13 protein-coding genes are annotated in these 22487 nt (G+C 70.1%); 5 read left to right on the forward strand and 8 right to left on the reverse strand.

Going from position 1 to position 22487, the window contains the following annotated elements:
- Positions 1–118 precede the first annotated feature (118 nt).
- Both ABZ823_RS23460 and ABZ823_RS23465 read left to right on the forward strand, forming a co-directional pair.
- Positions 119–3067, forward strand: a complete 2949-nt coding sequence (locus ABZ823_RS23460) for a hypothetical protein (RefSeq protein ID WP_361663657.1) — start codon at positions 119–121, stop codon at positions 3065–3067.
- A 257-nt stretch (positions 3068–3324) separates the two neighbouring features.
- Entirely contained in the window at positions 3325–4359 is a 1035-nt protein-coding gene (locus ABZ823_RS23465; protein WP_361663660.1) for a hypothetical protein, read from the forward strand.
- A gap of 357 nt (positions 4360–4716) precedes the next feature.
- Here ABZ823_RS23465 and ABZ823_RS23470 read toward each other — a convergent pair whose 3' ends face one another.
- Positions 4717–6423: a DUF4209 domain-containing protein gene (locus tag ABZ823_RS23470; protein WP_361663663.1), complete on the reverse strand. Its 1707-nt coding sequence runs from the start codon at positions 6421–6423 to the stop codon at positions 4717–4719.
- 91 nt (positions 6424–6514) lie between these two features.
- Here ABZ823_RS23470 and ABZ823_RS23475 point away from each other — a divergent pair, with 91 nt between their 5' ends.
- A complete protein-coding gene (locus ABZ823_RS23475; protein WP_361663665.1) occupies positions 6515–7021 on the forward strand; it encodes a hypothetical protein in 507 nt (168 codons plus the stop codon).
- A 211-nt stretch (positions 7022–7232) separates the two neighbouring features.
- On the opposite strand, the gene ABZ823_RS23480 is transcribed toward ABZ823_RS23475, so the two are convergent.
- The 3 genes from ABZ823_RS23480 to ABZ823_RS23490 form a co-directional block, all read right to left on the reverse strand.
- A complete protein-coding gene (locus tag ABZ823_RS23480) occupies positions 7233–7661 on the reverse strand; it encodes a hypothetical protein (RefSeq protein WP_210980061.1) in 429 nt (142 codons plus the stop codon).
- On the reverse strand, positions 7658–9757 hold the full coding sequence (locus ABZ823_RS23485; protein WP_210980062.1) for a hypothetical protein: 2100 nt from the start codon (positions 9755–9757) through the stop codon (positions 7658–7660). The genes ABZ823_RS23480 and ABZ823_RS23485 overlap by 4 nt, the downstream gene beginning before the upstream one ends.
- 603 nt (positions 9758–10360) lie before the next feature.
- On the reverse strand, positions 10361–10570 hold the full coding sequence (locus ABZ823_RS23490) for a DUF6207 family protein (protein WP_361663668.1): 210 nt from the start codon (positions 10568–10570) through the stop codon (positions 10361–10363).
- Positions 10571–11219: 649 nt separating this feature from the next.
- Here ABZ823_RS23490 and ABZ823_RS23495 point away from each other — a divergent pair.
- Both ABZ823_RS23495 and ABZ823_RS23500 read left to right on the forward strand, forming a co-directional pair.
- Positions 11220–13487, forward strand: a complete 2268-nt coding sequence (locus ABZ823_RS23495; RefSeq protein ID WP_361663671.1) for a helix-turn-helix transcriptional regulator — start codon at positions 11220–11222, stop codon at positions 13485–13487.
- 13 nt (positions 13488–13500) lie between these two features.
- Positions 13501–14058: an XRE family transcriptional regulator gene (locus tag ABZ823_RS23500; protein WP_361663674.1), complete on the forward strand. Its 558-nt coding sequence runs from the start codon at positions 13501–13503 to the stop codon at positions 14056–14058.
- 308 nt (positions 14059–14366) lie between these two features.
- On the opposite strand, the gene ABZ823_RS23505 is transcribed toward ABZ823_RS23500, so the two are convergent.
- The 4 genes from ABZ823_RS23505 to ABZ823_RS23520 form a co-directional block, all read right to left on the reverse strand.
- Positions 14367–15383: a hypothetical protein gene (locus ABZ823_RS23505; RefSeq protein WP_361663677.1), complete on the reverse strand. Its 1017-nt coding sequence runs from the start codon at positions 15381–15383 to the stop codon at positions 14367–14369.
- The gene (locus ABZ823_RS23510; protein ID WP_361663680.1) at positions 15380–18733 is read right to left on the reverse strand and encodes an SMC family ATPase; all 3354 of its coding nucleotides are present in this window, start codon (positions 18731–18733) and stop codon (positions 15380–15382) included. The genes ABZ823_RS23505 and ABZ823_RS23510 overlap by 4 nt, the downstream gene beginning before the upstream one ends.
- A gap of 44 nt (positions 18734–18777) precedes the next feature.
- Positions 18778–19947 carry an exonuclease SbcCD subunit D C-terminal domain-containing protein gene (locus ABZ823_RS23515; RefSeq protein WP_361663683.1) on the reverse strand — a complete coding sequence of 390 codons (1170 nt, stop codon included), beginning with the start codon at positions 19945–19947 and terminating at the stop codon, positions 18778–18780.
- A gap of 84 nt (positions 19948–20031) precedes the next feature.
- A complete protein-coding gene (locus ABZ823_RS23520; protein WP_361663686.1) occupies positions 20032–21927 on the reverse strand; it encodes an ATP-binding protein in 1896 nt (631 codons plus the stop codon).
- Positions 21928–22487 lie beyond the last annotated feature (560 nt).

Raw genomic sequence — 22487 nt, forward strand, 5'->3', positions numbered from 1 at the left:
CGCCCGTCGAGTACGAAGCCAACTACTACACGGAACTCACGAAACCCCAGGTCACAACCACAATCTGAGATCTCTACCGAACCCGGGGCGGTTCACGGACAGCGGGCTGCTGGGGCCGGTGCAGTTCTCCCATCACGTCCTGTTCGACTACGCCCTCGCCCGCGCCTATTTCGGTGTCGGCAACAACGGTCTGGCCGGCCGTCTGAGTGCCGATCCGGATGCGCTGCTGTTCGCCCATCCCAGCGTGGACATGTATCTGGAACTGGCCTGGCGGCAGGGCCCTGCGACGTTCTGGCAGCTCGCCTTGAAACTGGCGGAAGCGCCGATGCCGCGGATGGCAGCCGCGGCGGTCGCCGACGTGGTGGTGCGCTGCTGCCGCACTGCAGAGGCCCTGGTCCCCTTGCTCGACCAGGTGATCGCGGGCGCACCCGGGGCGCAACATCTTGCGCATGCGCTGGCTGTTGCCGTCTCCCTTGCCGTCAAGAGCAGTACCGCCGACGGGCTGGGGGTCTGGTGCGAGCTGACCGAACGGCTCTCGCAGCACTCCGTGGCAGCTCCCGGTGCCCTGCTCATCTTGGTCTGTGACCTGGCATCCGAGTCGTTGCCCGCGCCCGCGTTCGCGCAGTGCGGCCGGGCGGCACGAGCCCTCCTGGCCTATCTGTGGACGCTGCCCGTCGCCCTGCGTACCCGGCTGGCCATCACGGCAGTCGTCCACACCGCCTCCAGCGCCCCGCAGGACACCGCCGACCTGCTGCACCGGGCCCTGCAGCCCGGGCAGTTGGCGGAGCGCGGCCACAACGATCTCTTCGCCCTCACCCAGGACGTGCCCCGCCTGCTGCAATGCCTGCCGGAGCTGGTGGAAGACCTGTATGTGGATGTCATGAGTTACGACGAGGCATCCACCGAGCCCACCCAGATGGGCTCGGGTGTGGTGCTGACGCTGGTGTCCACCCAACAGCAGGACTACAGCGCCAACCGCTACCAGCTGATCCAGCATTTCCCGGCGGTCTACCGCGCTGACGTCACCCGAGCTCTGAACATCCTGACCCGGCTCAGCCGCGCTGGCGCCGACACGGTCACGGAGCACACCGGTGAGGTGGCCGGCCGCGTCATCCGTGTGGCCGCCGACGACTCCCGCCTGTGGGACCTGGGCTCCTACCAGCGGCGCGACCTGGTCGCCCTGCTCGATGCCTTCCAGCAAGCCGTCACCACCACCGAACCCGCGCAGCTTGAGGGGCTGCTGGACGCGGTGGCGGCAGCCCCCCAGGCAGCAGCCGTGTGGCGGCGTCTGCTGAAGGCCGCCACAGACAACGCCGCCCTGGCACAACACCTGGCTTCTCCTGCCGACGCATTGGTCCGCACGTTCAACTTCCCCGACCTGCTTGCGCCCCTGGCCGGGTTGATCAGCGTCGTGCACCCGGCTCTCGCCCCGGACCAAGCTGGCCGTCTCGAGGACGCCGTCCGTGTGCTGAAGGGCACCGGCCCCGCGCAGGACGCCGCGTGGCCTGGATGGGCGGCGGATCCGTACCAGCTGCTGGTGGATGCACTCTCCCCTGCCCACCTGGTCCACGCCGAACTCGCAGCAGACCAGTCCCCCGCTGTCGCCGACAGCGGGTACAGCGACCTGGCACCGGCCGCGCCCCCAGCAGCCGCCCCGCCTCCTAGCAGCGCAGACAGGCAGAGATGCCAGCAACTCAGCGCCCAAGTAGAGCAGTTCGTCGACACACACCAGACGACAGCACCGTCTGACGACGCCATGGCCACCATCGAACCGGCCGTTCGGGAGCTCTTCACGCTAGCCGGCTCCCAGCCGGAACCGGTCCGCCACCGCGCCGAGCTCCTCCTGGCCCAGGCAGCGGAACGCTTCACCCGCCCTGCCCAGGCACCCGACGGTCCCAGACACCTGGCTCGCGAGGTACTGCTGAGCATGCAGGCCCCACCGCAGCAGACCGTCGCTCCCGACCAGCACTTCAGCGGGCTGATCCCCGACGACGCCTGCGGCTGGGCCGCCACGGGCCTCCTGCAGCTGAGCCGCCTGCCCGGCTGGTACACGCAGGAGGTGAAAGACGCGATCCTCAGTCTGGCCAAGCACCCGGAACCCTGGGTCAGAATCTGCGTCGCCCGCAGCGCCTACAACCTGGCCCAGACGGACCCGGATACGGCATGGGATCTGCTGGACCACTTCGCCGACCACGAATCCGACCCGATGCTCCTCAACGCCGTCCTGAAGGTCGCCTGCCTGCAACTCGGCGATCCCGGCAAGGGAATGAGCCTGCTCTCCCGGGTGGCCGCACGCGTCGAGCCCGACGATGCCCCCGGCTCCGTCGCAGCCTCGCTCACCGAGATCACCGGCTACCTGTGGGTGGACCGGGCAGTCCCCCAGGCCGCCACCGTCCTCACGGACCTGCGGGCGCGCTGGGAGGTGCGCACCGTGTGGGCCTCGCTCCTGCACACCCTGCGGGAGAGCGGCCTGCTGAATCATAATGATCAAGCCGTCCGGGCTCGTGCCCTCACCCTGATCACCGAGCTAGCCGAAGCTGCCCTCCCCGTGCTCCAGCAGGCCTACGCCACACCCGCCGAGCAGTGGGACAGCGCGGGCCGGGCCCGTATCAAGGACAGCGCCCGCCTGCTGGACGACATTGCCCTGCAGCTGTGCGCGGGGAGCGGAGCCACGGGCCACGACGGCTCACCCGCGACCGCGGAGCAGGTACGGCTGGTCGATGAGGCCGCTCCCGTGGTGGACCTGCTACAGAACGCCTCTGTGCCCGGAGTCACGCACCACCTCATCCAGATGTATGCGCACGCGTTCGACGAGAGGCCTCGGCTGGCGCTGCTGGCGGTGCGTGATGTGCTCACCGCGCCCGGGGCGCCCGTCGTCTACGCCTCCGACTCTCTGGCGCTGGACCTGTGTGTCTCTCTCGTGGAACGCGTCCTGGCCGATCACCGGGAGCTGCTGCGCATGCCGGAGTGTCTCACCGCGGTGCGGCAGATCTGCGACGTGTTCGTCGACGCGGGCTGGCCCCGAGCCCATCAGCTGGTCTTCGGCATCGAGCAGGTGTTCCGCTGACGTCCCGCACTACAGGTGACTGCGACGTTCCACGTTGCCGCTCACAGGACTTGACCCACCCCGATTCCCCGTCAAAGAGCGACATCCGGATTGTCAGTGGGCGGGTCTACTGTGCGCCCATGACAGACCCAAGCAGCGCGGAGTCCGAGGACTCGCAGCCCGAAGAACCAGAGAACCACACCGAGGTCACCCCCTCCGACACCCCCGCCCCGCAGGGCGAATCCCTCCGGTGGGCTCCGGGCGTCGACCCGGTCGACGTGACCGGCCTGATGGGCGCCCGCGAGACGGTGCGCAGGGCGAGCGAGCAGATCACTGAGCAACTCATGTCCCTCAACTCGTTCAAGAACCGCTTGGACGAGCTGTTCGTAGGTCTCGCGAAGGCGCGCGTTCCCCTCCCGATCCCGGCGGTGGACCCCGCCCTGCTGAAGCAGATGCAGGACATCGCCCGCATCAAGGTCGATGTGCCGGTGTGGCATGCGAGCCTCGCGAAGCAGATGCAGGAGGCCGCCCGCGTCAAGGTGCAGGTGCCGGACTTTGACTTCGGCGTCGATCTAGGGCGCATCCTCGCCGACAACCGCTCGCGCTGGCTGGAGGCCATGCGGGGCTTCGCTGAAGCGATCAAGCGGGTCATCCCGGAGAACCTTCGGGACCTCTCCACCGAAGACCTGCAGAAGGTGTTCCAGGTCAACGACGAGGACGGCACCTCGCTGGCCTGGGCTCCACGCTCCGCCATCGTCGCGGAGTTGCTCCAGGCCGAGGACGTCGAGGCGCGCAGTGCCGTCTTCGTCGAGAACGCTGCAGCGATCGCCGACGACATCGATGCCTCGCTGGCCACGATCACGGTCGCCGACCACAGGGACCTGTGCTCCATGCTGCTGGAGGCGACCGCAGCGATCCGCCACGGCCTGTGCGGGCCGGCTCAGGCGGCTGCCGCGGCTGTCGTCGACGTTGTCGTCAACGTCCACATGCTGCGCTACTTGGAGTACAGCGGCGGAGAGAGCAGGAACCAGACCCGCAGCCACTTCCACCCCATCAAGCTCGATGAGTGGGAAGACGCGACACTCCCGGACGTCGAATTGGTCCTTGTCGGAGCTGGTATCGCAACGATCTTCGAGAGGTGGGGCGACGGCTCTGGCAGCACATCCTTCAACCGGAACGGCACCGCGCACGCTGCCGGCGGCCATGCGTACTCCCCGGCGCATGCAATCCGCGCGGCGCTGATCGCACATGCTGCTCTCCGGTGGATCGACGAGGCCATCGTCAACAAGCAGCCGCTGGATGACGCAGCCTGACCTGCTTTGCTACTGGGTGCGCCTGGGTTCTGCTCCTCGCGGGCGCACGCAATCATGCGACTGCTGGTCGTTCCGACTTACCTCCTGCCTCGCCCGGGACCGGGCTCTGGCGCTCACCTCACCCCAGCTCCGCACGCATCCAATGCGGCAGGGGCTCACCCGCTCGCCATGACCACTCCACAACACCGGAGCCAGAACCACTTCACATGAACGAAGCCAGGCGGTCGATCGGAAAAGGCCGCAGCATCTGGTATGCGGGGAGAAGGTACAGCCGAGAATGCTTGTGCCGAACAGCGCTGCCGATTCGCCGAGACCATCCCGCCGTTCCCGTCGTTTTTGAGCTCGGCCTGAACCTGTTCAGGGGGTGGGCTGTGCGAGGGGCGCGGGGGTTCGGTGTCCGTGGGCGTGGCTGAGCAGGTACAGCGCTGCCTGGAGGGTGAGCGCGACGCGATGCTTGGGCGGGGTGTCGATCAGGCCATGGCAGACGTCGTTGCGTAGGTTCATCCCGCGGTCGGGGTCGACGAGGAGGAGCTCCAGAGCTCGGCTCCAGTCCGCGGGATACCCGGCGGCCGGCATGCTGCGGATGAGTCCACCTAGTTGGTCGACGGTGCCGGGGGTCCGCCCCTTGGCCACGGACACGATCGGGGCTCGGGCGCGCAGGAGCTGTCTGAGGATCTGCTCGACCTGGGGCAGGGCGATGCACGCCGCCGCATCGAGCTCCTCCAGCCAGAAGTACCTGAAGGCGTGGGCGAGGGTTCGCGCGCGCGGCTTGGGCAAGACGATGTCGTGGGCCAGGACGGTGATCAGCTCGGCCTCGTCGGGTACAAAGCGTTCTTGGATGCGGTCGAGCTGATCGGCGGTGAGGTGCCCGAGGAAGTCCATCGCGAGGACCTGCAGTGCGACGACGTGGTTGTCGTCGGCGTCGACGGGCGGGGTGACCTGGACAGGTCCGGCGGTGTTGATGCGTGTGCGCGGAATCCGCAGCAGCCCTTCGAGCATGTCCGCATCGTCGGCGTGCTCGCGCATCGCCGGATGCACGTCTTGCGTGGTTCGCCACAGGGCGTCTCGCAGATTCGTGGCGGCGTCGATGTGCGCTCGCGCCCCGGCGGACAGTCCTCGCGGGGGGATGATTACGTGGCGGATCCAGGTCCATCCCAGAGAGTCCGGATCGGTCTGTTGCAGGGCCATCTCGGCACGCACCCTCAGTTCGGACAGACCCCGGTCCCGTGCTTCGGTCGCGGCCCAGGTCAGCAGGCTATGCCGACGGAACCCGGCGTTGATGTCGGCGTCGGCGGCGTCGAGGAGGGCGTCGACGATCGCCGTGTCGATGTCGGCTCCGCGGGAGGCGGGCGCCACCTCTCGCAGCAGCTTGAGGAAGTCGACATGAGCGTGCACATCGCCGGCATAACGACGGGCGGTGCGCTCCGCGAAGTCCGTGATGTCGTAACGCTGAAGGCGCAGTCCTTCCAGAAGGCTACGCACGATCCCCGGCTCGTCCTCGGGGTCGGCGAGGACGCGTTCGACCAGGGCAACCATGTCCTCGGTGACGCGCTGTTGCAGGTCGGGCCGATTGAAGGCCCGGGCGAGCTCACCGGCCCAGCGCAAGCACTCGGTCGCGCGTACTAGCCCGGGGAACCGCTTCGGAGCGGCGAGCAGAAGTGGCGCCGCGTCCAGATACCCGACGGCCGCGCTCCGGGCGTGATCGAACTTGTGGCCACGTCCTGCGTCCGACAGCAGATGATGAAGTCGGCCTCGGACGAACGGGGTATCCACCGCATCGGCGTAGACGCTCCAGATCTCCAACGTGTCGGTCGTGACTTCAGTCAGGCTTACAGTGCGCCCCTTGAGCGAGTCGCCGGGGAGCGTCCCGGTGAAAACCTGCGCCTTCCCCGTCCCGGATAGCCGGAGTCGCAGCGCGGCGACCAGTGCATCACGCTGCTGTGCGGCGGCCGTGGTCGTATCGATGTCCGCGGCCGCAAGCACGACGGCGATGGCCTCATAGGAAACGGCGTCCTCCGCCGCTTCCATGAGAGCGCCCAGAACACTCGGCTCAACCTGCGGCATGGGCCCCTCACTTCCGTCGTCGCCAGTATCGGCACAGCTCCGGACCGGACCCACCGATTTTCTCCGGTCCGGAGCTACTCAGCCCCGAGACGTGCTGCGGCTGATCAGGTGTGCGCTGGCAATCCGGGATGCCGAGGGGGAGGAACTGATCGCGCAGGGGATGCTCCCGCGTCCGTACGTGGAGCGCCGCCAGGTTCTCCTGGACGTGCTCGCCGACGCCGGTCCGTCGATCGTGCCGGTGTGGTCGACCACGGACCTGGACGAGGCCCTGCTCTGGTACGCGGCGCTCGAGGGAACGGGCGTGGAGGGGATCGTGGCGAAGCCGCTGCGAGGGGCCTACAAGGCGGGCCGGGTGTGGGCGAAGATCCGGCATGCCGACACCGTCGACGCGGCCGTGGTCGGGTTCACCGGCAGCGCCCGGCACCCTAAGGCGCTCACCGTACGGCTGCCCGACGGACGGGGGCGCTGTCCCAACGGCCGACCACGGCCCTGTCCTCGGTCGTTGCCCCGCGGCTGGCCCCCCAGGCCGGGCGGGCGTTCACGAAGGCCGGCGACTCCTACACGCCCGCCGGGGGCATCACCGTGGTGGAGGTCGTAGCGGGTACGACCCGGCACGCGGTCGTCACGGTCACCCGGCTCCGCAGTACGTGAACCGGTTCCCCGTCAGTCATCCTCGAGTCGGCATCCGCATTCTCACTCCCGAGGACTTCGCCACCATCGCCGTCGACCACCTGTCCGAAGGCTGACGGCGGATCGGGGTCACCACTGGGTGGTGGCCGGCACCTACGCGGGTGTCGGCCACCATCGCGCTAGGCGACCAAGGACAGCCAGTTCGTCGCCGGGGGCCAGCGACGCGGCTTCATGCTCTGCCGGACGCCGAGCAGGTCCGCGCACCGCCCTTCGACGGCGTTCAGGGCCTCGGTGGGCGTCAGGTCGTCCAGGTGCAGGACCCGCACGCAGGCGAAGACAGCCCTCTTGGCCGGATCGCGGTCGTGCCCGTCGAGACGTCCGGTCAGACCGTTGAGGCGGCTTGCCTGACCGAGCCAGCGCAGCCGTCCGGCGATGTCGGTGATCAGGTAGATCCCGGTGAGGACACCCAGGTCGTTGAAGTGCTTGCGGTCCGCCCAAGGCAGCGGCCGCAGGTAGGTCGCCTGCAGGTAGCGGCCGCCGACGAGCGCCAGGCCGGCCAGGAGCGGTGCGGTCAGCACCGGCCCTGCCGGCAGCACGGAGCGGCTCACCGCTCGCCCTCGGCGTTGGCGACCTGCTCGGTGGCCGAGTCAATGGTGACCTCGGTCTCGCCCTTCATGTCGGACAAGCCAGCCTGCATCGCACCCAGATCCCGCTTGAGCCGGGTCAGGGCCTGCTCCATCACTTCCACGCTGTAGGAGGGCGGATCGGCCAGCGCGGGCTTGCCGACCGCCGCGCCGGCGGCAATGGCCTCGCGAGCCACGGCCAGCGCGTCGAGGAAGGCCTGCGGCAACTCACTGGACAGACTCGTGACGAGGCGCAGCTGGGCGTCGAGGAGAACCTGCTCCGGGCTCCTTTTCGGCTGCTGGGGCGGGGCGCTGTCCGACGCGCTGGGCCGGTCGTCCACCTTCTTCTTGGCGCGCCCGGTCTTCGGGAAGGTCACGCTGAACCAGATGCGGTCGGCGATGGTGTCGTCGACCGGAGCTCCGGTCTCATCGACCTGGCGGGGCGGGGTGCCGGCGTCGTTGGCGCGGGCGATCTCGCGCATCAGGGCGATGGTCTGCACGGGCTTCAGCAGCAGGGCGTTGCGGGCGCTGACGCCGCTGCGTCGGCCCGGTCCCCGCTGGCCGTCGGCCGATCCGCGGTCGGCGTCGACCATGCCGTGTTCGGCGAGCCAATGCAGGCCCCGCGTCACGAGGAAGTCGGACAACTGGGTCTTGTCGGTCTCGGCCTGGTCCAGCGCGGTCCGCCAGTCCAGCCGGTCCGCGAGTGTGCCGCGCGTGGCGATGAAGCTGGAATAGAGCGTGCCGTCCAGCAGGCGCGGGTTCCACCGGGTCCGGTAACCCTCGGCGATGGCGGCGGAGAGCATGCGCAGCCGGAGGGTGACGTTCTCCTCGCGGCTGTCGTAGTACCGCTCGGGCTCGCCGAGGACTCGGGCCACCTCGCGGTCGTGCCCCAGCTCCTTGGGGAAGGCCATGCCGAGCAGCGCCCGGTCGCGGCGGTCGCGGGCGTCGGTGACCGAGCCTGGGAGGGCGTCCGGCTCGCTGTCCTCGCCTGCGAGCCAGGCCCGAACGGGCTCGGTGATGCGGCCCGAGGCCTTCGCCTCGCGCAGGACCGCGCGCATGTCGGAGGTCGACTTCTCCGCAATCGGGTAGTCGAGCTGCGGGCGGCGGTGGTCGGCACGGTTCGGGTCGAAGACCGTGTTGTGGAACTCGGCGGGGTTGTCCGTCCCGACGATGATCTGCATCTGGACGGCGGCGACCTCAGCGGCAGCCTGGGCGGTGCCGTGCAGGCGGTGTCCGGTGGAGGCGAATGCGTCCCGCAGCGTGTCCGCGAAAGCGGGGACCCAGATGACGGGGTCGGCGATGTACTCCGGCGGCGCGGGCTGGCCAGCCCTCGGCTCCGGCAGGTCGAGCATGCCGATAGGGACACCGAAGGCGATGCTGCGAGCAGTCAACCCGTGGAGCTTGAGCCGAGCCCGGGAACGATTGCCGCCCTTGATCGCCACCAGGTCGACGACCTTGCGGATGACGGGGGCACCCTGGTGGTTCTCGGTGATCGTCCGCACGAACGGCACGTGCATGGTGCGGTTGGTCTGGCCGAAGACCGTCATGTCCTCGGCGAGGTCGTAGCCGCGCTTGCGGTCGGCCTCGGTGAGGGCGACGTCCATGATGCCCAACAGGGTGTTGAGGACGGTGGGCTCGACCGGCTCGGCGGTCGTCACGAAGGGCAGCGCGGTGCCATTCGGGCCGGACCCGGTGGTCAGCCTCGGGAGCACCCGGTCAGGGGAGGCGTCGGGCTGGGCCGGGCTGTCGAAGGCGCTGCGCACACGTTCGTTGTATTCGGTCGGGGTGCCGGCGAAGCCGTGCGTGGTCACCGACAGGACGTGCAGGCCCGTCTGCTCGTCCTTCACGATCACCCCGGGGCGAAGGCGGTGGACCGTCTCGGTCCGCGCCTTGGTGAGGTAGCGCTTCGGGCGGATCACATAGGCCGCGATGGCGTCGGTCACCAGCGGGGGCAGGCCAGTGTCGAGGGCCAACGCCTCGGAGAAGGCCCGGGTCCAGCTGTACGTGTCGGCGCCCGGGAACGGGTTGGCCCGGGTGGAAGGCTCCGCCTCGGAGACGGTCGCCATGTTGATGGTCGTCATGATCAGACTTCCAGGAGAGGGCGAGTCGGCCCGGGCCGGTCGGTCCGGGCAGAGCAAGGGCCCGGACCCCGGTTGAGAAACTCCGGAGTCGCTGTATCAGTCACCGCACGTCGAAGACGATCTAAGCGACTGTCACACGCGTCCGTCTCCCGACCGCGTGGTGCGCGACCCACCGAGCCCGCTCGACGAAGAGAATCGGGGAGTGGAGCTGGGTGACCATTGCGCTTCCTCTGCCCGTACGGGCCACGAGGGGTGATGGAGAGCCGGCACAAGCCGAATGCTGGCGCGACCCTACAACAGTAACTTCGCTTCTGGAAAACTGATTTGATAGCTCGTCGGCACTCCAGGGTCGGCGACCGATCGAACAAGATGGTCATCGCCGACAAGACGGGGGCGCCCGCAGACATTGACGCGGTCATCGCGATGATCAGCCTGCTTTGGCACGGCCAGCGGGACCGCCATGAGGGAGGACCCACCAGCGCTCCCGTGACCCAAGAGGCCGCGGAAACGGCCCTACACACGGCCGCGATCCTGGTCCACTGGATCTCTAATGGCAGCATCCGGAAGAAGTAGACGAGGCAGGTCGCCCTCAGCGCCACCCGCTTATGAGTCGACCTGCTGGCGCATGTCCAGGTAGCAGCGCAGCCGTACGCCCGGCTCGCCCGCGTCTCGGGTCGTGTGCTCCGCTGTGGCCGTCGCCCACCGGTCGGCGAGCAGCTGTTGGAAGGCCAGGGCGGTGGCGTCGTCGGCGGCCGCGACGTCGACGACGACCAGGCCCGGCTCACTCACGTGCGCCTCGTTGATCGGTTCCATGGACGGCACTACGTCCGGGCGCCCGGGGAGGGTTCCGCTGCGGCGGTGTCTTCACTCGACCGAGTGGAGGGCCGTCAGGGGCTGTCGCCGCCCCAGTCCCAGCGGGCCGGGTCGCCCAGGCGCGGGTCGTACAGCGCCCGCCGGGCCCGATCTGCCCGAGCTCCGTGGCGAGGGATCCGGCCGCGCAGCAGCTGCTGATCGCGCTGTCCATGCCCTCCAGCCTCGCAGCCACCACCGATAATGGGGGCTTGCCGAGGTGGTCCTGAACGGCGCTCGTCATCGGGCCTGTTCCGCCTGCCGCTCCGCTTCGACTGCCGGGCCGTGCAGTCGTCGCACAGGTGCGGGTGGCTGCCCCTGCGGCCCCAGTCGACCGCGATGCTGGCCTTCCACCGGTCGTCGGTGAACTTCTGTCCGCAGTCCGTCCACACCGGGCGCTGCGCCTCGCGTTCGGCGGCTTCCTGCGCGAGACGGCGCCCCCCTCTTCGACGCGGCGGGCGAGGGGGGCGTCCCGGCGGGCGGGGTGGGTCCGGAAACGGTGTCCCCTGGCTTTCGCGGGCACTACTGCCCGCACGCCCGCGGCACGCGAAAAGTACGTTATTCGTACGTGGAAAGTACGTTTCACCGATAGGGTGAGGGCCGGAGGTGTCCCATGTCGGAGCTGTTCGATGCCGTGGACGCGCTGGTCGCGTCCCGGTCTCCGCTGCCGCCGCCGGCGGAGCGCAGGCGGCTGCGCCAGGCTCACGCGCTCACCCTGGACGAGGTGGCCGCCGCGCTGCAGGTGCGGCGGGCGACCGTCGGTGCGTGGGAGTCGGGCAAGACCGAGCCCAGGCCGCCGGAGCGGGAGGCGTACGCACGCCTGCTGGAACAGCTCGCCACGCTCTATCCCGCCCCGGAGAGCACCGACGCCGAGCAGGAGGGCGCCGGTGCCGAGCAGGAGGACACCGCGCTGCCGCAGCCCGCAGCCAAGGCCACGGCGGCGGCGCCGTCGACGCCGACGGTGAGCCCGGCCAAGGCGCCGCCGAGCGAGGCACCGGGCAGCCCGGCCACAACCCTGGCCGGGGCAGCGGATGCCTCCTCCGCTCCCCCAGCGGCGGGCCCGTGTGCCGAGCGCGTATCGCGGGGCTCGCGCCGTCCGGGGGCGACGAAAGCCGCCCTGGCGAACACGCCCGCGCCCGGCGGTGTGTACCCGCACGGCCCGCTGCTCGTTCTCGACGCCGACGCCGACCGGCAGGTGACCGGCTACGGCGTCGGCGGGCTGATCCTGGACGTGCCCGCCAAGTCCCTGCCCGCGCTGGTCGAGTGGACGCTGACCGAGGCACGGCTCGGGGCGGAGCGGCTGCACGGCTCGGGCAAGGACGCCGATGCGCTGCTGGTGCTCACCGAGGCCGCGTGCGAACGCTACGGCCTGCCCGGCCAGCTGTCGGAGTCCGAGCGGCTCACCGGGCGGCTGGCGGAGGGACACAAGGTCATCAGGCAGCTTCAGCGGGCCGACTGGCAGCTCACCAAACGGGGGCTGGGGCCCTGGGCTCGGATCTACCGCCCCGCCCAGGGAGGCCATCGGCAGTGCGTGCAGCTGTGCATCCCGTCCTGGCGCGCCCTCGACGGCCGCGCGTGGGGTCATGCCGCGCAGCTCGAGCCGGCGGAGCTCGCCCGGGTGCTGGGCGTGTACGCGCAGCGGGTGATGACGCCGGTGGGTTCCCCCGCGGTGACGGGACTGCATCTGATGACCGCGCTCAACCCGCCGACCCGCGCCAGCCAGCCGGACGCCGACGGCCGACGGCACCGCGAGCACCGGCCCGGGTCGCTGGGAACCGAACCGATGGACCCGGCGCCGTGCGAGGCGCCCGACGGACATCCCGTCCTGGCCCACCTGCCCCGCTTCCACGTACGCGGCCCCGACGAGAAGCTCCTCGAGGAGGCCTACGACTGGGCACGGGATCTCAGTGACGCCGAGTGCATGAAGCGCTACCTGGTCGGCCTCGACGTGAACCTCTCGTTCGCCGCGGGCGCCAACGGCGCCGTCGTCGGCCTCTCCTCGCCGCCGGTCCACGTCACCAACCCGGTCTTCGATGCGGCGCTGCCTGGCTCCTGGCTGGTCGACCTCTCCCACGTCGATCCGTCCCGGGTGAAGGTGGGCAAGCAGTGGCGGGACCTCGACGGGGACCTGCTGCCCAGCCCGTTCACGCCGACCGGCCAGCGCCCGACGGGTCCGGCCTGGTACGCCACCCCGACGGTCGCCTACGCCGTCGAGCTCGGCTACGACGTCGCCCCGCTTCAGGCGTGGGTACGCCCGGAGCACGGCCGGTTCCTGGACGGCTGGTACAAGCGGCTGCGTGACGCCTACGTCGCCACCATGGCGGACCTGGGCGTGGGCGAGAAGCTGTCCCCGCAGGAGTTCTTGGAGGCGATGGACGGCTACAAGAGCCGTGATCCGGAGCTGGGCATCGTCGTGGACGCGGTCAAGATGACCGTCAAGGGCGGCATCGGCAAGCTGCGGGAGAAGGCGCGCGGCGGCGGCTGGAAGCCGGGGCAGGCCTGGCCCGCTCTGGCCCGGCCCACCTGGCGGCCCGACATCCGCGCCGCCGTGATCTCCCGTGCGCGGATCAACATGCACCGCAAGATGCTGCATCTGGCCGCGGCCACGGGGCAGTACCCGGTCGCGGTCCTGTCGGACTGCGCCGTCTACGCCGCCGACGGACCCAGCCCGCTTCACGTCCTGCCCCACGACGCCGACGGCAAGACCGTGCCCGGCAGCTTCCGCCTCGGCGTCTCCCCGGGGATGGTCAAGCACGAGGGCACCCAAAGCGTGCTGTGGGGCGCCAACGTGCTCGAACAGCTCGCCGGCGACGGCCACGTCGCCAACCTCGCCCGCTACATCAAGACCGGCGAGGTCACCGCCAAGGACACCGGAGAGTAGGAGCGTTACGGCGATGGTCACGGTCGGGGAAGAACTCGACAAGGCGGTGCAGGGCGCGTTCACGCGCCCAATCCCGAAGTCCGCCGGGGCGCAGATGCGCTACCTGGTCCGGCAGCATCAGCGCAGTACCCGGCGCGTGGCCGAGCTTCTCGGCATCAGCCAGCGCACCGTCGAACGCTATGTGAAAAACCAGATCAAAAAGCCCCGGCCGGAGCTCGCCGACCGCCTCGAGCGTGAGGTCCGCGTGCGCTGGCAGCCACAGGTCAGGGCCAAAGCGAAGCAGACGGCAGCCACCACCGGCGGCATCATGATCGATGTCCACGCCCGGTTCGGCTACACCGCCGCCCCCGGCAGCACCGACGACGCCCGCGTGCGCCACCTCACCCTCGCGCTGCCGCCCGGCCACGCCGCCCGCCTCTTCACGGCCCAGGAGTCCGGTCTCACCGAGGACCAGCTCCGCCAGATCGCCGCCGAGGCCCTGGGCGAGGTCTACTTCCGCGACAACGGCCGCCGCGCCCACGGCCTCGAAGTGGAACTCACCGACCTCCTCGACCTCGAGTTCGAGCTGTAGCCCGGTCAGGACAGGAAGCAGGGAAAGCCCTGGAAGGGGGAGCTGTGGCAGCAGGGGCGTTACGGACTGTGCCGCTGGCCGGGGAGCTGACCGCATCGCTGATCTACTGGGCGGCGAACCGCTACGGCCTGCCGGCCGCCGACCTGCTGCGGCAGTGGATGGGCCAACTCCCCCGCCCGGCTGGACGGCGGTGGCGTACGGGGCGACGCGGAGATCGTGCTCAACGCAGCCGGGCGGGATGTGCTCGCCGAGCTGTGTGGGGTCGAGCCGACGGTGCTGGCCCGGGCCCTGCCCGCTTTCACCGCGGCTCAGCTCGCTGCCGCTACGCGTAGGGCCCTGCTGAGCAGGACGGGGTTTCCTAGGCGGCGGCGCAGTTCCCTCTCTAGCCCGGCGACCGGCACCAGGTTCTGCGGGGCCCGGGTGTCCTTGTACTCGCAACTGGCGTACCGCGGCATCACCAGCTGCGAGAGGTTCGCCAGCGCGATCGCCTCAGCCGTAGGGATGTCGGCAGGGCATTCCAGCCGCACTACCCCGGCCCACGGGGCGCCGGGCGTGCACGGCAGCCGCAGGTACCAGGCGTGGCGGTCCCAGGAGGTGCCCATGAGGAACACGGGGCTGCGTTCGTTGGCGGCCAGGGTGGCGATCATGGCGTGGAGGTCTGGCGGCAGGTAGGCGGTGCGGTGGGACTTGATGAGCCCCAGTGCTCGCGGTAGGTGGGTGCAGCCGCGGAGTGGACCGTCCACGACCAGCAGGTCTGAGCCTTCGGCGACGCCGTGGCCGGTTAGGGCGGTGCGGGCGTTCGCGGCGGCGAGGATCTCGAGGTCGCCGAGTCGGCGTTGCAGTGCCGTGGAGAGCAGCACTGCGAGGTTTTCTTCCTGGTCGTCGGGGGTGATGTTGGCCTGGTAGGTGCCGGCTGTGGTGGGCACGTCGACGGCGTTGGGGGCGGTGGTGAACAGGCCGCGCCGGGACTCGGTGGTCAGCAGGTGCGCGCCCTGGCCGGGGCAGCAGCACACGGTGCCGGCCGCGTAGGAGGCGCAGAGTGCCATGGTGGCGTTGGGTGCGCCGTTGATGGTGCTTGGAGGCTGCTCGATCCAGATACGGGCCTCGACGCGGCGTACGCCATCGACGAACAGGACTGCGCCTGGGTCGGGCACGTGGGAGGGCGAGATGGGCTTCCAGTCGGCCGGGGCGAGTTCGATGTTGGGAGTGACCTTGGCGGTCGAGTCCCCGATGCTGTTCTCGGCGTTTTCGACGCTGGAGCCGTAGGTGGGGTCCCAGCCGTCGACGTGGAACCGCATCCGGGCCGCATACGTGGTGCTTGTCATGTGCCCTGCCGGGTGACGACGGAGGTGTGGGTGTCGCGGTGCACGTGGAACTGGACCGGTACCCGTTCGGCGAGTCCGGTGACGTGGGTGATCACCCCGACCATCCGTTCGCCCTGGGCGAGGTTTTCCAGGGTGTCGGCGACTGTCTCGAGCGAGTCGGGGTCGAGTGTGCCGAACCCTTCGTCGAGGAAGATGGACTCCAGCTTCGTCGAGCCGCCCAGGCCGGCCAACTGGTCGGACAGGGCCAGCGCCAGTGACAGGCTGGCCTGGAATGTTTCGCCGCCGGACAGGGTGCGAACCGAGCGCCTCGAGTCGGCGTCGGAGTGGTCGATGACGTAGAACTCGCCCTTGTGGTGGCTGAGGTCGAATCGGTCGCCCGACAACCGGCGCAGCGACTGAGAGGCGCCCGCGACCAGGGTGTCGAGGGCTGAGTCGGCCAGCCATTGGGGGAACTTGTTGGACCGCATCAGCCCGGCCAGCGCGGCGGACACCTGTTGCCGGGTGCGAGCGGTGTCGATCTTGTCCTGGATCGCGGCGGCTTCGGCGAGGCGGCGCTGGACCGTCTCTACCTGGCCCCGGGCTCGCTCGGCTGCGACCGCCACCACCCGGGGGGCCTGCTGGGCGCGGCCAGGACCGTCGCCGAGGTCGTGGGGATCCAGGTCGTGGTCGCGTAGCAGGGCCTCCAGTTGGCTCAGGAGCTGCTCGACTTCGTCGTGTGCGGCCTGAGCGTCGGCTTGCGCGCGCATGGTGTCGGCTTGCCGGGTGGTGGCCCCGCGGGCGGCCCAGTCGGCCAGGGCGGCCCAGGCGGCGGCGAGGTCGTCGGTGTCGAGGCTCGGCGGATCGAGTGCCGCCACCGCATCCCGGGCGGCGGTCAGCGCGGATCGGGCGGTTGCGATGCGGGCCTGCCACTGCTGCTGTTCCGACACCGCAGCCTTGACCGCCTCACGTGTCTGGCTTGCCTGAGCTGCGGTGGCCTTCACGGCCGCTTCCAGGCGGGCGCATTCCTCGAGCAGGCCCGGCAGAGCGTCTGCCGGCGGCGCCTGGTCCAGCAGCGTCTGCAGTTCGCTCAGGCGGCCGGTCAGGGTGGTCTGCGCGTGGTCGGCGGCTGTGGCGTCCCGGACGGCGGCGGTGTGGGCGGTCTGGGCAACGGCGTGCGCTTGGTTGGCTGCTTCCAGCGTGGCGGTCGCGTCCCGGTGGGCCTGCTCGACGGTGGCAGCCTCGGCTGCGGTGGCTGACAGGTCGCTTTCCACCGTGGCGGTCTGGACGCGGGCCCATGCTTCCAGGTCGGTCCAGGCGGCGGTCAGGTCGTCGGTGTCGAGGGCAGGCGGGTCGAGTTCGGCCAGCGTGCCCAGCAGCGTGTGGAGGTGGCTGCGGGCCCGGTCGAGCTCCCGCTGCAGTGTGGTGGCGGCCGCCGTCGCGGAGGTGTGGGCGGCCTCGGCCTCCTGTACCGCGGCGCGCGCCTGCTGCTCGGTTGTGGCCAACTGGTCGCGGGCCGTGGTGAGCTCGTCAAGATGGGCGCGGTCGGCGTCGCAGTCGCGGTCGGTGCCGGCGGGACGATCAGGCAGCAACGTGCCCAGTCGCATATCGAGCAGGGTGCGCCGCTCGGTTGGTGCGTCCACGGTGCGCTGCTTGGCGGCGACCGTCTCGGTGGCGTCCCGGTGCTGGGCAAGCAGGTTGCGGTGTTCGTCTGCCGCCGCAGCGCGTGCGGCCTCGGCTGCAGCAAGGGCCGGGTCGGACAGCGGCGGCGGGAGGGTGGTGACGTTCTGCTCGCAGACCAGGCAGGCGTGGCCCACCTCAAGCTGAAGGCGCAGCTGCGCGGCACCGGAGAGGGTGCGGGCCTCCTCGACCGCGACCGTGGCCGCATCGAGATGCGACTGCGCGGCGGTGACCGCGCTCTGGGCCCGGGTGGCTGCCTCGACGGCGTCGTCCAGCTCGCTGGCGGCGTCGGCGAGGGAGGCGGTGACGTCGACGAGCTGGTCGAGTGTCTGGCGGGCCTCGGTGAGTCGGCTGCCGTCGCCTGTGGCGGTGAGCGCGGCAGCCGCCTGAGTGTGCCGGTCGCGGGCCGCGGCCAGCTGCATGGCAGCGGCGTCGGCCTGGTGTGTCAGCGCCGCCGCCCGGCTGGTCAGGTCGGTGACGCCGTCGGGGGTCCGGAGGGTAGCCAGCAGTTGTTGCCGGTGCTGCAGTGCCGCGTGCGCCTGCTGGACCTGGTCGCGGCGGGCGCGGATCTTCTCGGCGTCGGCGCGGGCCGCGGTGACGGCGTCCGCAGAGGCCCGGAGCTGCTCCTCGCACTGCGCCAGCTCTTGCCGGGCGCGGCCGGCAGCCGCGATCACGTCGTCGCGGCGGCCGGCCAAGGTGGTCTGTTCGGCGCGCCGGTCGCGGGCGACCTCGAGGGCGGCGCGCTGCGGGCCGGATTGGGCGGCTTCGGTGGCATCGGAGAGGGCCTGGGCGGCCGCGTCGGCGGCGTCGCGGGCGTTCTGGGCGGCCGTGTGCGCCTGTGCGGCGCGGCGCTGCAGCTCGTCGATGGCGTCCGGGGTGCGGATGGCGGTGAGCAGGGCGGCCTCGGTGCGCAGCGTGTCGGCACGTGCGTGGGCATCGCGTGCGCGGGTGTGTGCCTCGTCGATGCGGGGCACGAGCTGGTCGACGGTGGTGGACAGCCGTCCCAGCGCCGAAACCCGTGCCTGCGCGTCGGCCTCGGCTTCGGGGGTGGCGTCGGCGTGCCGGCCCAGCTGGTCGGTGAGGACCTCGATCTCCTTGGCTGCTTCGGCCGCCTGGGCGCCGGCGCGCTTGCCGATCCCCTCGTATTGGGCGGCGCCCAGCAGTTTGAGCAGGATCTGCTGCCGGTCGCGGGCGTTGGCGGACAGGAACCGGGCGAAGTCGCCCTGGGGCAGGACGACGCACTGGCAGAAGTCGTCGAAGGACAGGCCGAGCAACTCCTCGATGGCGGCGTTGACTTCCTTGATCTCCCCGGCCAGTACCTCCGGTTGTGGCCCGTTGGGATCGGTGGCGACGGCCGTGGGGTCGGCGAACTTCACCAGGCTGACGGCCTTCTGCTGGATCTGCTGGCCGATACGACGGACCTCGCGGGCGACTTGGTAGCGCTGGGATGCGACGTCGAAGGTGAGCGAGACCGTGCAGCGGTTGCTCGTGGGGGCGAGCGCGTAGGCGATGGCGTTGCTGCGGCCCCACCGGTAGGCCGAGCCGTACAGGGCGAAGGTCAGCGCGTCGAGGATGGTGGACTTGCCTGACCCGGTAGGGCCGACGAGGGCGAAGTAGTCGGCGTCGGTGAAGTCGACCACGGTGGCGGCGCGGAAACCGGCGAAGCCGTTGAGCTCCAGGCGAACGGGACGCATCTGAGGGGGTCCTTTGAGCGGTGCGGGTGTTCAGGGCCGCTGGGTCAGGAGCGGGTGGTCGAGCGGGTCAGGTCGTCGTGCAGTTGGTTGAACAGGGCCACGACCCGGTCGTCGCTGACGCCGACGCTGTGGCAGTAGTCGGAGAACAGCTGCGCGGGCGTCTTGGTGGGCTGGTCGGTGGCGATGGCCGCCGTGGCGCCGGTGCTCGCGTGATCGGGGTGGATGCGGATCTCGAGGGCGTTGGGGAGGGCTTCCAGCAGGTCGTCACGCATGCCGGCGTAGGCGGACTGGGTGACCACGAGCCGGAGGTAGTCCTCGCCGTAGCCGGCGGGGTCGGCGGTGAGTTGGGCGACGGTGCCCTCGACGGTGCGCAGTCTGCGGCCGGCCATGATTGGGATGTCGGTGATCTTCGCGGGGGTGCCGGGGGAGGCTTCGACGAGGCAGACCACGTGGGTGTTGTTCTGCTCGCCGAAGTCGATGGCGTAGGGGGATCCGCTGTAGTGCACCGGGCAGGCGGCCGGGATCTGCTGCCGGCGGTGTAGGTGGCCCAGGGCCACGTAGTGCGCTTCGACGGGGAAGATAGCGGCGGGCACGTGGTATTCCATGATGGATTGGGCGGCCCGCTCGCCGCCGCCGAAGGCGCCGCCGGTGCACGTCAGGTGCGCCATGACGATGTTGACGGCGTCCGGGGTGAACGCCCCGGTCAGGTTGTCCAGGACGTCGCGGACGAGTTGGTCGTAGGCGCCGACGTTCTGCGAGGGGGTGTTGGCGATGATCTCCGCGGCGCGGACGGCGTAGCGCTGGGAGAGGAACGGCAGCACGGCGACGTTGACGCGCTCGTTGGTGGACTGGGCGCGGAAGGTGTGCACGCCGCCGTTCTTGGCCGGTCTGGCCTGGCCGTAGACGTGGATGCCGGCGACGTCCATCAGCGGCTTGTAGGCCTCGAACGTGGCACCGTGGTCGTGGTTGCCGGCGATGAGGACGACCTCGATGTTCCGCTTGGCCAGGTGCAGCAGGGTGCGCACGACAAGCCTTTGGGCGTCCGCGGTGGGTGCGGCGTTCTCGTAGATGTCGCCGGCGATGAGGACGGCATCGACGTCGTTGTCGACGGATATCCGGGTGATCTCGCGCAGGACGCCGGCCTGCTCCTCGAGCCGGTTGCGGCCCTTGAGGGTCTTGCCGACGTGCCAGTCGGAGGTGTGGAGGAACTTCACCGGGTCGGTCCTTTTCGGGTGGATGAAGCAGAGCAGCGTGCCGGGTGCCTCGTCGGGCGTGAGCTGGGGGTGGGTCGGTGAGCGTTAAAAGGGCGGCTCGTCGATGGCGCCGTCGTCAGGGGCGTCGAACCACGGGTCGCTGTCGGCCTGAGGCAGCTGGCTGAACGGGTCCGGTCGCGCCGCACTGTCGGCGCGGCGTTCGGCGGGGCCGGTGGTGAAGGTCGGATCGGCGACCTCGGAGAGGCGGGTGGCCCAGGCCGGGAAGGGGAATTCGACGGCCAGCGGCACCGGGATCTCGGGCTGGGAGACGAACATGGTGCCGGGCTTGGCGAGGGTGGCGCGCTGCCGCTGCGAGGTGGGCAGGAAGCCGTACTCGGGGCGGTGGGCCTCGGCGGGATCGAGCCGGCCGACGATCTTGATCGAGGAGTTCGACACGATGCGCCGTTCCACCTCGGAGGCGGTCTGCTGGGCGCCGATGAGGATGATGCCAAGGGAGCGGCCGCGTTCGGCGATGTCGAGCAGTACGTCCTTGATCGGGGAGGAGCCCTCGCGGGGCGCGTACTTGTTGAGCTCATCGATCATCGTGAACAGCAGCCCGCCCGGGCCAGCTTGCTCCTTGCGGTCGGTCTCCGCGGCGAGCACGACACCGACGACGAATCGTTGCGCCCGCTCCGGCAGGTTGTGCAGGTCCACCACGGTGACCTGCTGCCCCGAGGTGTCGATGGAGTGCGCGATGGGACGGTCGGTGACCGTGCTCAGGTCGCCACGAATCAGGGGCCCCAGCGGTCGTTGGGAGGAGCGCAGCCGCCGCACGAACGCGTTCACGGTGCCCATCCCCACCGCCTGGCCCGCCCAGTGTGCGCGCGTGGCCTCGTCGGTGACCTTCTCGGAGATGAAGTCGATCATCTCCGCCCAGGTGCGGATGGTGGTTCCGTCGATGGCGACCGCGCCGTCGTTCCCGGCGGCCTGGGCCTCGCGCTGCAGCCGGCTGGTGACCTGGTGCACGACGATCGTGTACTGGTTCTTCTCGTCTTCGACGTCGGCGAACACATAGGGGAGCAGTTCGCGTTGGCAGAACTCCGCGAGCGTCCACCAAAACGCGGTCACGCCGCTGGTCCGGCCGGTGACGTGGGGACGGCCGGTAGTGTCACCGGGCAGCGGCGGCGCATAGAAGCCGGCCGAGGCAAACGGGCGAGCGGGCAGGCCGAGCCGGGCGTACGCGGCGCGTAGCGTCTCGTCAAGGCGGGTGTTGGGCTGGTCGACGAACAGCAGGTCCTCGCCCTTGACCGAGAAGATCAGGGCCTTGGCGTTGACCGCGCGGGCTCCCAGGGCACCCGAGGTGAACAGCGAGTGCAGCAGGAACAGCGCGAAGCTGGTCTTGGTCGCCACCCCTGAGATGCCTGAGATCGACACGTGGGCGCCGCGGGTGCCGTCGAGGAACTCGAGGTTCAGATAGATCGGTTCGCCGTCACGGCCGATGCCTGCGGGGATCCGCGCGTCCATCTTGTCGAAGTACAAGGCGGCGTCCCGGTCAGCACCCGCGGCCCGGATCGCTACTTCGCCGGGGCGTGGCGGGACGTAGCACTCGGGCTCGACGCGGGTGGTGGTGACCTCGGCGATCTCCTGCACGGTCGCCGGCAGGATCCCGTCCGCGATGAGGAACACATCCGAGCCGAACGCGGCGCCCTCGTGGCGGGCGACCACCTCCGTCACCACGCCGGAGGTGACGACCTCGCCGTAGCCGGGGATCTGCCGACGGGTGCTGACCACGTCATCGAGCTGCAGGTACGCGTCGGGGGAAAGAGCGACGTGGAACTTCAAAGGCGTAGAGTCCTCGGTGCCTGCAACCTTCCCGACCTCCTGCTCGGTACCACCACTGGCGGGCAGGCCTCCAGGCGGCTGCTGACTCGTCAGGGGCGCTGTACCGCGGCCTGAGGTGGTGCTGTCGACGCCGGGGGTCTTGGAGTCGGTGTCGGTCATCGGCGGTCCCTGTGCCTATCTCATCGTGCGTCGGGGCGGCCCTGGCGGCTGGCGGTGGACACCGTACGCCGGGACGCCGAAACTACTGGGCAGTTCCACACATTGCCGAGACACCAAGGCTGCCCAGTCCTGACAGGCGCAAGGGCGTCTTACACAGCAGATGCACAACCCCGGCAAGGCCCGTACCCATCAGTCCCGCCCACCGGTCCCCCGGCTCTTGAGCTCGCAACTGGACGCATGCCGGAGCTCGTTGGCTAACTTCCCTCGCCGGGGCGCTCCACCATCGACGCCGGACCACCCACGTGTTGACCAAAGGCGCGACATCGCTGATCGCCGACGGGTGACGTCGTGGTCGGACGATCCGCGTCACAGGGCACAGGCGGATGCCAGCGACGAGAAGCGGTCTCGCTGCTGTCGTTCTCCCCGACCGCAGCGTTGGTGGCCGGACCGAAGTCGGCCTGCAGACGCGCATCCTGGGCCCCTCGTTCTGCTGTGCGCAGCCGAAGAGCCGGAAGTTTTCGGCACACAGAGATGCCAGATACAACACCCCACACCCCCGG

The organism is Streptomyces sp. NPDC047079 (genome assembly GCF_040643755.1).
In the GTDB taxonomy this organism is placed as follows: Bacteria; Actinomycetota; Actinomycetes; order Streptomycetales; family Streptomycetaceae; genus Streptomyces.

Excerpts from the sequence above, each read along its gene's own strand:
- ABZ823_RS23470 (WP_361663663.1), bottom strand. The coding sequence starts at position 6,423 with ATGCCGCAGGTTGAGCCGAGTGTTCTGGGCGCTCTCATGGAAGCGGCG.
- ABZ823_RS23485 (WP_210980062.1), bottom strand. The coding sequence starts at position 9,757 with ATGACGACCATCAACATGGCGACCGTCTCCGAGGCGGAGCCTTCCACC.
- ABZ823_RS23490 (WP_361663668.1), bottom strand. The coding sequence starts at position 10,570 with ATGGAACCGATCAACGAGGCGCACGTGAGTGAGCCGGGCCTGGTCGTC.
- ABZ823_RS23495 (WP_361663671.1), top strand. The coding sequence starts at position 11,220 with ATGTCGGAGCTGTTCGATGCCGTGGACGCGCTGGTCGCGTCCCGGTCT.
- ABZ823_RS23500 (WP_361663674.1), top strand. The coding sequence starts at position 13,501 with ATGGTCACGGTCGGGGAAGAACTCGACAAGGCGGTGCAGGGCGCGTTC.
- ABZ823_RS23505 (WP_361663677.1), bottom strand. The coding sequence starts at position 15,383 with ATGACAAGCACCACGTATGCGGCCCGGATGCGGTTCCACGTCGACGGC.
- ABZ823_RS23510 (WP_361663680.1), bottom strand. The coding sequence starts at position 18,733 with ATGCGTCCCGTTCGCCTGGAGCTCAACGGCTTCGCCGGTTTCCGCGCC.
- ABZ823_RS23520 (WP_361663686.1), bottom strand. The coding sequence starts at position 21,927 with ATGACCGACACCGACTCCAAGACCCCCGGCGTCGACAGCACCACCTCA.